Annotated in this window: 8 protein-coding genes and 1 pseudogene; 5 read left to right on the plus strand and 4 right to left on the minus strand. The window is 60.5% G+C overall.

Annotated elements, in window-relative coordinates; translation table 11 throughout:
* A partial coding sequence (locus VGG64_12720; GenBank protein HEY1600462.1) for an efflux RND transporter permease subunit occupies positions 1–1,638 on the plus strand: 1,638 nt, incomplete at its 5' end.
* A 438-nt stretch (positions 1,639–2,076) separates the two neighbouring features.
* Here the strand turns inward: VGG64_12720 and VGG64_12725 are convergent.
* Complete coding sequence (locus VGG64_12725) at positions 2,077–3,984, minus strand: efflux transporter outer membrane subunit (protein HEY1600463.1); 1,908 nt, start codon at positions 3,982–3,984, stop codon at positions 2,077–2,079.
* A 531-nt stretch (positions 3,985–4,515) separates the two neighbouring features.
* On the opposite strand from VGG64_12725, the pseudogene VGG64_12730 reads away from it, so the two are divergent.
* Positions 4,516–4,661 (plus strand): annotated as a pseudogene (locus VGG64_12730) (type II secretion system protein).
* Positions 4,662–4,861: 200 nt separating this feature from the next.
* Here the strand turns inward: VGG64_12730 and VGG64_12735 are convergent.
* The 3 genes from VGG64_12735 to VGG64_12745 form a co-directional block, all read right to left on the minus strand.
* Positions 4,862–5,257, minus strand: coding sequence for a HEAT repeat domain-containing protein (locus tag VGG64_12735; GenBank protein ID HEY1600464.1), 396 nt, complete (start codon positions 5,255–5,257; stop codon positions 4,862–4,864).
* A gap of 26 nt (positions 5,258–5,283) precedes the next feature.
* A complete protein-coding gene (locus VGG64_12740; protein ID HEY1600465.1) occupies positions 5,284–6,288 on the minus strand; it encodes a DUF1559 domain-containing protein in 1,005 nt (334 codons plus the stop codon).
* Between the two features lie 193 nt (positions 6,289–6,481).
* Positions 6,482–6,925 (minus strand): hypothetical protein, encoded by a 444-nt coding sequence (locus tag VGG64_12745; protein ID HEY1600466.1) that lies wholly within the window; start codon positions 6,923–6,925, stop codon positions 6,482–6,484.
* Between the two features lie 310 nt (positions 6,926–7,235).
* On the opposite strand from VGG64_12745, the gene VGG64_12750 reads away from it, so the two are divergent.
* From VGG64_12750 to VGG64_12760, 3 genes are all read left to right on the plus strand, one after another.
* Positions 7,236–8,597, plus strand: a complete 1,362-nt coding sequence (locus VGG64_12750) for a DUF1501 domain-containing protein (GenBank protein HEY1600467.1) — start codon at positions 7,236–7,238, stop codon at positions 8,595–8,597.
* Positions 8,598–8,798: 201 nt separating this feature from the next.
* Positions 8,799–9,677, plus strand: coding sequence for a dienelactone hydrolase family protein (locus tag VGG64_12755; protein HEY1600468.1), 879 nt, complete (start codon positions 8,799–8,801; stop codon positions 9,675–9,677).
* Between the two features lie 162 nt (positions 9,678–9,839).
* The coding region (locus VGG64_12760; GenBank protein HEY1600469.1) for a hypothetical protein at positions 9,840–10,941 on the plus strand (1,102 nt) is incomplete at its 3' end.

The raw sequence follows: 10,941 nt of genomic DNA on the forward strand, positions 1-10,941 counted from the left end.
TGGTTTTTCCGCCTATTCAACGGGGCCTTTGCCATCGGCACGACTGCCTATACGCGGGCCGTGGGGGGATTACTGCGCGTGAGCGTGATCGTGCTGCTCGTTTATGCGGGCTTGCTGTGGCTGACATATTCGGAATTCCGCCGCGCACCGACCGGCTTCGTCCCCGAGCAAGACAAGGGGTATTTGCTAGTCAACGTGCAATTGCCCGACTCAGCGTCGGTCGAGCGGACCGAGCAGGTGATGGCACAACTCGATCGCCTAGCACAGCAGACCGATGGGGTGGCCCATACGGTGGGAATCTCGGGACAGTCGCTGCTGTTGGGTGCGAATGCGCCGAACCTGGGTTCGCTGTACGTGATGCTCGAGGAATTCTCGCATCGTCACGGCATCACCGCCGATGACGTGGCCAATCAGCTGCGGCAAAATTGCCAGGCTGAGATCAGCGATGCCGTGGTGAGCATCTTCGGCGCTCCGCCGATCGACGGGCTAGGTACGACGGCCGGCTTCAAGATGATTGTCGAGGATCGGGGCAACCTGGGGCTCGACGCGCTGGAAAAAGCAGCGGACCAGATCGTGGCCGAGGGGAACAACACGCCTGGCCTAGCTGGGCTGTTCAATTCGACGCGCGTCGATACGCCTTGGCTATATCTCGATATCGATCGTACCAAGTGTCTGGCCGTGGGTCTGTCGATGTCGGACGTGTTCAGTACCTTACAAATCTATTTGGGTTCGTATTATGTCAATAACTTCAACGAGTTCGGCCGCACCTGGCAAGTCAACGTGATGGCCGACAAGCGGTTCCGCGACAATATCGAAGACATCAAGCTGATCAAGGTCCGCAACAAGCGCGATCAGATGGTGCCGCTGGGCACCGTGCTCGACGTGCGCGATTCCAGCGGGCCGGCCGCCGTGATGCGCTACAATATGTACTCGGCCACCGCGATCAACGGCAATGTAGCGCCCGGAACAAGCTCGGGCCAGGCGATTGAACGAATGCAAACCATCGCCAACAAAGTGCTGCCGCAGGCGATGGCGTTCGATTGGACCGAATTGACGTATATGCAATTGCAGGCTGGCAACACGGCCGTCTATGTGTTCGCCTTGGCCGTGGTGTTTGTATTTCTCGTGCTTGCTGCTCAGTACGAGAGCTGGAAGCTGCCGATGGCCGTGATCTTGGTCGTGCCGATGTGTTTGCTGTGCTCGGTGGTTGGCGTTACAAGCTCGCATATGGACGTGAACATCTTCACGCAGATCGGCCTGGTCGTGCTGGTCGGGCTGGCGAGCAAGAACGCGATCTTGATCGTCGAGTTTGCCAAGCAGCAGCAGGAAGCTGGCGTGGGCCGGCGCGAAGCAGCGCTGGAGGCTTGCCGTCTGCGATTGCGGCCGATTCTGATGACGTCGTTCGCCTTCATCCTGGGCGTGGTGCCGCTAGTTGTTGCCCAGGGCGCCGGAGCCGAGATGCGGCGCACGCTAGGCATGGCCGTGTTTAGCGGCATGCTGGGCGTAACGCTGTTCGGCATCTTTCTCACGCCCGTCTTCTACTACGTGATTCAGAAGTTCGGCAAAACGGTCGTTGCGACAGACGTGGGCCCGGCCGACTATGCCCCACCTGAGGGCGACTCATCGCAACGAAGTTAGTGGTTGACGACTGAGCGCGGCAGACCAAGGGGCGGCATAGATCTGCCGTGGCGGCGGTGGCGCGTTGGCTGCAGCGACATTCGGGCCACCATCCGTGACAGGATTCGTCGGCAGGCACCGATACCACGGTTCGCAATTTCGCGGGCAGGCCGGCAGCGGCTTGTCGCAATAGTCATCCACACAACCGCCCGGGCACGGAGGAGGGGAGGGGAGTGGCTTGCGGCAATAATCATCGACGCAGCCGTGAGGGCAGGGGGGTGGGCAGGGCAAGGCCTTGCGGCAATAGTCGTCGATGCACCACGTCGTGCAGACACCACAGGCATTGTTGCTCGGCGCGCAGCGCGAGCAGAGGGGTGGTGCCCCCCAAGCCGCACGGACAAAAAGCATGACCATTAACGCTGCGAGAGCGAATCGTAGTTTCCGCATGTCGTGAACCTTTTAATTGCCTGCGGCGCCGTTGGCGCCGAACCAGGCACTTTGCAGGATGGGAGCGGGCGGCTGGTGCAGGGGAACGACTGGCAGGGCCGGTGAGACCGATGACAGTATCTGGCCGTCGGCGGATGTTGCGAAGGGTAATCGAGTCGCCGGTTGTGATACGGACGGCGTGACGGGCTGCGCGGGCATCGGGGGCGTATTCGCATTCTGTCGTGGATTTAGTCGCAAAGCGCCAACGGGTACAGCGGCAGCAGCCGCGGGTGGATTGACGGGTTCCGCAGGCGGTACGGCTGGCGGCAAGGGCGCAGCCGGCATCGGTGGCCTTCCAGGTATGGGAAGCGGTTGCTGTGGCGAGGGGGCCACCGGTGGCTCGAGCAGCGGCATGGCAGCCGGAACGTGCTCTCCCTTTTGATTTGGATCGGGCGGCGGCAAGCCTGGCGCCGCGGCTGCCGCAGGATCGAGACGAATCTGCCAACCACCTCCCAAGGCGCGATAGGTCGCGACCAGCCCCAACGCAATATTCCCATACGCCTGGGCGTACAGGTTTTGCTGCTGCACCAGGTTTTGCTCCACGAGCGACACGCGATTGAAATCGACCAGTCCGCCGCGATACTGCGCGATGGCGATAACGACCGCCTTCTTGGCCGCTCGGACGCTTTCTGCCATGAAGCGCGTTTGCTGCTGCGACTTCAGAAACGTGACGATGCCATCCTCGGTTTCTCGGCTGGCGCTGAGCACCGTGTTTTGGTAGTGGGCTACGAGCTCTTGAAAAATCGCATCTTGCGCGCGGACGTTGTTGAGAATGCGACCGTAGTTCAACAGATTCCACTGGAATGCCGGCCCCCAACTGCCATATAAGGCCGATTGGTTAAACATTTGGCTGAATTGTTGCGCTGAATAGGAAAACGTTCCGTTCAGCGACAGGGCTGGATAGAAATCGGATTCGGCGATGCCAATTTGTTCGGCCTGAGCCGCGGCATTGCGCTCGGCACGACGGACGTCGGGGCGACGGCGAATCAGATCGGCCGGAATGCCGACGGCCACCTCGGGGGCGACGGTCGGAATAGGCTGGGCCACCATGCGGCGCTCGAGATCTTCGGCCGGAATGCCCAACAGTACGCACATACGGTTGGTCGTCTGTCGGAGTACGATTTCGAGTTGGGGTATCTGCGCTTCGGTCTGCGACAAAATGCTTTGCGCCTGATCGACGTCGAGTTCGGTGACCAGACCTCCGCGGAATCGTGCCGTGGCCAGAGCCAGCGTTTCGCGTTGCAGATCGATGTTGGCCTTGGTGAGCGCGATTTGCTGCTCGGTGATGCGGATCTGCACATAGGCCTGCGCCAAATCGCCAAAGAGTGTCACTAGCGTCGCGTCGAAATCCTCGACTGAAGCATCGAGCCGGTCGTTGGCAGACGTGATCGCGCGGCGGAAACGCCCCCAAAAGTCCAGCTCCCAATTGAGTGTGAAGCCGGCGTCCCATTGCGGGAAAAACTGGTCCAACACAAAGGCGCGGTTGGCCGCCTGCGTGCTGATGGCATTGCGCGTGTGGTCGCCGAAGGCATATTGTTGCTGCGGAAAGAAGCCGCCGACGGCGATACCCAACAGGGCGCGGTTCTGGATGATGCGGAAGCCGGCTTCGCGCAGCGTGATGTTCTGTCGATAGGCGTCGGCCACCAACTCGTTAAGCACGGGGTCGTTGAATAACGCCCACCAGCGTGCCAGGTCGGGCGATTCTTCCTTGCGCAGGCGCATGTCGTCGGAGTCAATCCAGTCGTCAGCGACCGGTGCCGGCGGCCGAGCATAGTTCGGACCAACTTTGAAGCCGTTTTTCACATAGTCGCGCATGCTCGTGCAGCCGCTGCCGGCGAGCAACACTAGCGCTAACGCCGCAAGTGCAACGCGCGTCGACAATCTCGTGTTTGCCGCACGTGGCGGAGGGATAGCGCGCGCGTCATGACAGCGCGGTACGGCCCGCTGGTCAGGGATGAACCCTGGCCGACGTGACGCATCGCGCGTCGATGAACATGCCGAGCGCCGAGGCGTAAGTGCCTCCATGCGCAGTCCCCCCCCTCGTACCGCTGGCCGCTAGAAATGGGCTCGAGCTCGAACGAAAGCGCGCGCCGCTATTGGTCGGACGATTCGCGCAGACCGTTAGACGTGTAAAAAACGGTCTATCGGGCAATATCGGCAAAGTTGCGTTACGTCATACACGGGAAATGCAATTCCAGCAACTATTCGTAAACGCTGATATCAAAAACGGTTGCGACAATCCAGGATGTCCGACCCAGGGTATCTTCCCTAAAGATTTTGCCAGACGTCTATTGATAGCATGCGTGGAATCTCAATAATCATCGCAAAGACGATCGTGATAATGATCCTTTGATCGTTTCGCAGGTCGTCGTTATCGAAAAAAACTCTGCGTCGCTGGTCCCCTTGGATACGATGTTCAACCTCTGCGCGCACCAGGTGCGTCCCGCCTTCACACTCGTGGAATCGCTGACCGTGATTGCCGAGATCGGCATTCTGATCGGACTACTGCTGCCCGCGGTGCAAGCCGCACGTGAAGTGGCGGGCGGAGGATTCAGTGCTAGAGCAATCTCAACCAGATTGCGCTGGCCACGTTGGAGTTTCATGACGCCAACGGCACCTTTCCCATGGGAAGGCAACAGCCGAACACATTCAGCCAAGAGTCGGCAATCGAAATTCGGTTCGGAGCGAGCACCTAGGGCCGCCTACCTTGTGGGGTAGGCGGCCCGAAGTTTTTGATGCCGCAATGCATCCGATGCAATCATTTTTTGCGCCGCTTCGTGTCGGGCTTGGGAGTGAGGCTCGGATCGATGCGCGTCAGGGCGACGCCGGCAGCCCGGCGGACCCTGGCGTCACGATCTTCCTCCGCGGCCCGCAAATCGGGGACGGCACTATTGGCTTCAGCGCCAAATGTTCCCAGCCCGATGGCGGCGCTCAGACGCACGTCGCCTTGCTTATCTTTGAGACAATCAATCATCGCCGGCACGATTTTCTCCGCGTCGACTTTGCGTTGCGGCAACAGCCGTACGGCGATGATTCGATCTCGCTCTTGATCCGATTTTAGATCGGCAAGTAACTCATCGGTCGTTTTCGACTTACTGCAGCCTCCGCAGATCAGCAAGCCCAGCAGCAGAATCAGAACGCTGCGCAGATACATAACTGAAACTCCGTCGCGCGGGATGCTTATGGACTGACGGCAGTTTCACCGCCGGCGATCGTGCAGAGGTATTGATAGGTCATGGGATCGATATTGCTGGTGAGAAACCGCACCGAGCCGTCGCCAAAGAGAAAATTCGCCCCTTTGCCCGCGTGCATGCTGTAAAACGTGTCGGGGTCAAAGATCGGAAAGTCGGCGCTCGGCAGATGCGTGCCGTTGCCGTGGGACAGGATCAGTGCTTCGGCATAGTCGGTATTGTCGTAGGCGGGGCCGGGCGGAGCCGAGTTAGGGATTTGCCCGGCCATCCAGGCCGGACATAGTCCACCCGTTACGGCGCCGGTCCAAGTACTGGGGGAATGATCGCTCGATCGCTCGCCAACGAAGATCGTGCCGCTGAGTCCGTCGGTGACGTTGGCGGCCGTGTAGTGGCTGTTGCGAAAGAACAGCCCGTTCCCGGACTGACCCAAGCCGCCGGCCAGCCGGTCAGCTCCGCTGCCATCGCCGGCGCCCCCCGAGTTCCAATAGCATTCCTCCCAGCCGTTGCAGCCGACGTAATTGCTATGCGCCACGGTGGCAATCACCGTGGTCATCGAGCTGTTGTAGATCGCGATGCTGTCCTGCAACGGATCCGATGCGCATTGATAGGCCGCCAGAGCCTGCCCGGCGACCGTGGCATTGGCCGGCGCGCCGATTCCCTGGCTGAAGTTGATCTGGTTGTAAAGATTTCCTTGTTCCAGATAAGGCAGCACTAGCGCCGCCCAGCCCCAGCCAGGTCCCACGTCCAAGTCGGGCGTGTTGGTGGGTACTTTGTTCCCGTCGAGGTAGCCCGAGGGATAGAAGCCCAGATTGTCGTGATAATTCTGTAGCGCGAGACCAATCTGCTTGAGATTGTTGGTGCATTGCGTACGGCGGGCAGATTCGCGAGCCGCCTGCACGGCTGGTAACAGCAGTCCTACGAGCAAGCCAATGATGGCGATGACGACTAATAGTTCTACGAGTGTGAACCCGCGTAACGGGTATTGCTTGCGCATGGCGCATCGATCTCCGAATATGGAATCACAATTTGCGGCCAGCGATCCAAGACGCGCGCACACCCAGTGGTGTTGTAATCAGGCGCGAAAAAGAATCGCCGGTCGACCGACTTGCCTTAGAGCGAGCGAGTGAGCGCAGACAAATACGTCGGGCGCGCAATCATTCGCGGGAGTCGGTTGAAAATGACGCTGCTCAGATAGCCTGGGCTGCGTAAGGAGGAGCCCGCGCGTGTGTAACGACCAAAAGCACCGGTCGTACGGCAGGTTCTTCGAGCGCCGGTAGAGGAACGACGGGCTCGGAAGCGTCAGTCAGTTCGAATGGCTCGACCAACAGAATCGGCCGCCCCAAGAACTGGCAGATATTGCAATTCTCTTCATCGGACGCCGGCGCATCGACAGGACCGTGGCACAGACCTGCGAGCGTGCCGTCGTCATCATCGTCATGATGTGCATCGCCGTGCTGGGCACCATTGTGATGGACATCATCATGGTGACACGAGGCCGCAGCACAGGAATCTACCCGACCATCCCCCAGCGCGTGCACATGAACGTGCGACGCATTGCTGGCGATCAGCGCCAATAAATACGCAGCGGCGCCGAGCAGGCTGGTCGTACGGTGAAGGCGCCGGCGGAGCATGGCGGAGCTCTGCAATTTCACAGCCCAGGGGCAAGCCGAGTGCCTACCAGGAATCGACACTGCGCGGACCTTCCGCACAGAAAAATCGATTCAACCCCGCAATCATAGGGATAATCCCCCATATCCGTCAAGATCGAACACAGCGTTTGCCAAAGGCTTAACGACGCGTGGTCGGCAGAAAAAGTTGCCTCGCGCGCGTCGCCAATGGTATTGTGACGCCAATGCTGGCCCCTGAGTGCGGCGACACTTGACGGTCGCTGCCCTCTGGCCGGCGTGCCCCCCCTCCCGCCATTGCATTGCAGCCCACGCCATGCTCAGCATTCCAGGACCGCTGAATCGCGAGCCGTTTTGCGATCGCGTCACGCGGCGAAACTTCTTGCGGATTGGCGCGTTGGGCGCCGCTGGATTGACGCTGCCCGACTTGATGCGCGCCGAGGCGCAGGCGGGCCGCGGCGATTCGCACAAATCGATCATTCTGATTTATCTGGTGGGCGGGCCGCCTCAACTCGACATGTTCGATTTGAAGCCTTTGGCGCCGCGTGAAGTGGCTGGTCCCTTTCGACCGATCAAGACCAACGTTGCGGGCGTCGAGATCTGCGAGCATATGCCGCGATTGGCGCAGCGGATGGATCGCATGGTCGTCGTGCGATCGATCGCCGACTCGCAGGCGGATCACGACGCGTTTCAATGCTATACCGGACGCGATCCTCGCGCCGGCGGCGCCTCGGGTCCTTGGCCGACCATCGGCGCGGCCGTGGCGAAAGTGCAGGGCCCGGTCGATCGGGGCGTGCCGCCGTACGTCAGCCTGTGCTATCCCTGCACGCATCCTCCTTATAACGAACCGGGCCCGGGCTTTCTGGGCGTCGCACAATCACCGTTTCGCCCGCTTGGTGATGGGCGCGACGATTTGGTGCTGCGCGGGATCACGCAAGATCGCTTGCATGACCGGCGGCGTTTGTTGGCCAGCGTCGATCGTTTTCGCCGCGAGTCCGACGCGCGGGGAATGATGACTGGACTGGACGCATTCACCGAACAGGCGATGGGCGTGCTGACTTCGTCAAGGCTTGCCGAGGCGCTCGACTTGTCGCGCGAGGATCCTCGCCTGGTCGAGCGGTATGGTACAGGGGACGCTACGGTATTTATTGACGGCAACGGCGCACCACGCGTGCCACAAAGTTTTCTGGCGGCACGGCGTTTGGTCGAGGCCGGCGCGCGTGTGGTCACGGTCAACTACAGCAAGTGGGACTGGCACGGCCATCCGTACGGCTCGTGCTTTGATCGCTGCCGCGAAGACATGGAAGTATTCGATCGCGCGTTTTCCGCGCTACTGGACGATCTGCGCGAGCGCGGATTGGACAAAGACGTGACCGTAGCCGTGTGGGGCGATTTCGGGCGCACGCCCACGATCAATGCCAACGTCGGACGCGACCATTGGCCGCGCGTGGCGTTTGGGCTGTTGGCCGGCGGCGGATTGCGCTGCGGCCAGGTGATCGGCGCTACCGACCGGCTGGGGGGCGAGCCTGTCGAGCGCCCCGTCAAGTTCGCCGAGCTGTTCGCGACGCTTTATCACACGCTGGGGATCGAAGCCAGTCAGACCACGATTCCCGACCTCGCCGGCCGCCCGCAGTATCTGGTCGATGGCGGTGCCGAGCCGCTGCGCGAGTTGGTTTGACGCGCAAGGACTTGCTTGTTTCAAGCAGGCCGCGACTTTTCGCCCGTTGCCGCGTTGCCCCTCACGCGCTCGTAGCGAAGCCACACGCAGCCGGGTATCCTGGGTATCGCGCGCTAGGATGCACGTTAGGGCTCGACGCGTGCCGCGTCCGGAATGACGCGATTTCGTGCTACAGACATTCAACAAGGAGCATTGCGAGCCATGTCGAACGCATCGATCCGTGACGAACTACTCAGCCTGGTGGGCAAGGCCGAATTCACACGCCGCGACTTTGTCGTGACCACCTTATCAACCGGATTCGCCCTGGCTGTGCTGCCGGTGTCGGCCGAGACGATCACGACGGACGACAAGGGAATCGTCGCCGGCGAGGTGAAGATCCCCGTGACTGACGGCGAGATTCCGGCCTATCGCGCCGAGCCTACCGGCGCAGGGCCATTCCCGGTCGTGCTCGTGGTGCAAGAGATTTTCGGCGTTCACGAACATATCAAGGATATCTGTCGCCGCTTTGCCAAGCTCGGTTACTTGGCGATCGCTCCCGAGATGTACGCCCGGCAGGGCGATGTCTCGAAGATGGAGAACATTGCCGAGATTATCGCGAAAGTTGTCTCGAAGGTGCCCGACAAGCAAGTGCTTTCGGATCTCGACGCGACCGTGGCCTGGGCCAAGAAGTCGGGCAAGGGGAACACCGCGAAGCTGGCGATTACTGGCTTCTGCTGGGGAGGACGCGTCGTGTGGTTGTACTCGGCCCATAACCCCGACCTGAAGGCAGGCGTTGCCTGGTATGGCCGACTGGTGACGAACACCGACGAACTGCATCCGAAGAACCCGATCGACTTGGTCGACGACCTCAAGGCGCCGGTTTTGGGGCTGTACGGCGGTGCGGATCAAGGCATTCCCGTGGCGAGCGTCGAGCAAATGAAAGAAGCATTGAAGAAGGCAAACAAGCCGTGCGAGATCGTGCTCTATCCGGACACGCCGCACGGATTCCATGCCGACTATCGCCCGACCTATCGGCAAGACAAGGCCGACGACGGCTGGAAGCGACTGCTCGAGTGGTTCAAGAAGAACGGCGTGTCGTAGATCGCGACCGGCCGCCTTCGGAATCTGGCGGTGAGGTGTAATGGTGTCCAACCCGTCGCACGGCCGTTTGGGCCGGGCGGTATGTATGCGCGCGATGGTGGGCCGTCGCCGCGTCACGGGTTATCTGAACGTTCGTGTTTTTTTAACTACGCGAGTACGCTTATGCGCATTTCGTCGATCGTTCGGCTTCGCTCTTGGATTCTATGGCTGGCATTCGTCGCGGCGCTTTCTCGCGCCAGCCATGCCGGTGAGCCGATCTTGAATCCTGACACGGCGGGGCTGCCGCCGCGATCGGTGCCTGCGGCCCAGCCTTTGCGTCCGATTCCCGAATGGATCGAAACGCATCACCGGGTTGGTCATCTGCCAGCCGACCTGCGGATGGGCGAAGAGTTCGTCAAGGCGGGCTACAACGTCGTTACGCTCAACGTGCTGACACGCTGGGAAGTCGTCGGCCCCTCGGCCCATATGTTTTCTGCCGAGCGAGTGGCCGAAGCCGAGAAGTACTTGCGGACGCACGTCGAGCGTTGCCATGCGGCCGGCGCCAAGGCGGTGATGTACCTCGGGCCGGTGCAGGTGGCGTCGCACAACGAGATTTTCGCCAAGGCTCATCCCGAATGGTTGCGGATTCGACCCGATGGCAAAGTCGATGACGTACCGAACTTCGCCAACATTCGCAGCGGCTACGTCGATTGGCTGTTGCGGCAACTGGAATACGTGACGCGAGAATTTCACATCGATGGTTACTGGTTCGACGGTTATGCGCCGGTACACCTGCACACCTACGACGACGCTACGAAGAAGGCCTTCGCCGATTTTTCTGGCGGCAGCGAGATTCCCACCAAGTTCGATCCGGTCCACGATCCGGTCTCGCGCAAGTACCTCGCCTGGCACGAGAAGTACTTTATCGATTTGGCCGACCGCATGCGGGACGCGATTCGCGCCGCCAATCCAGAGGCGATTATTTACGTCAATCACTCGGCCAATCGCACCTGGTACTTCCCTGACATGTATATGGGGGAGTACCCGATCAACTATTCGAGCGCCGTCGATATTTCATCCGTCGAATTGTATTGGGACGTGCCTGGCGATCCGCTCTATCAACAATTCGTGTACGCCTTTATGCAGGGGATCACGCACGAGCGCGGGGCCGCGGTGTGGATTCAACCGTCGGCGCATGGCATCTCGGGAATCTCTTCGCGCGTCGAGATTCAATTGCGCGGGTTAGAAGGAACTCCCTGGGGCGTGTATCCCGAGTTTGTCGAGT

This window comes from Pirellulales bacterium (assembly GCA_036490175.1).
Lineage (GTDB): Bacteria > Planctomycetota > Planctomycetia > Pirellulales > JACPPG01 > JACPPG01.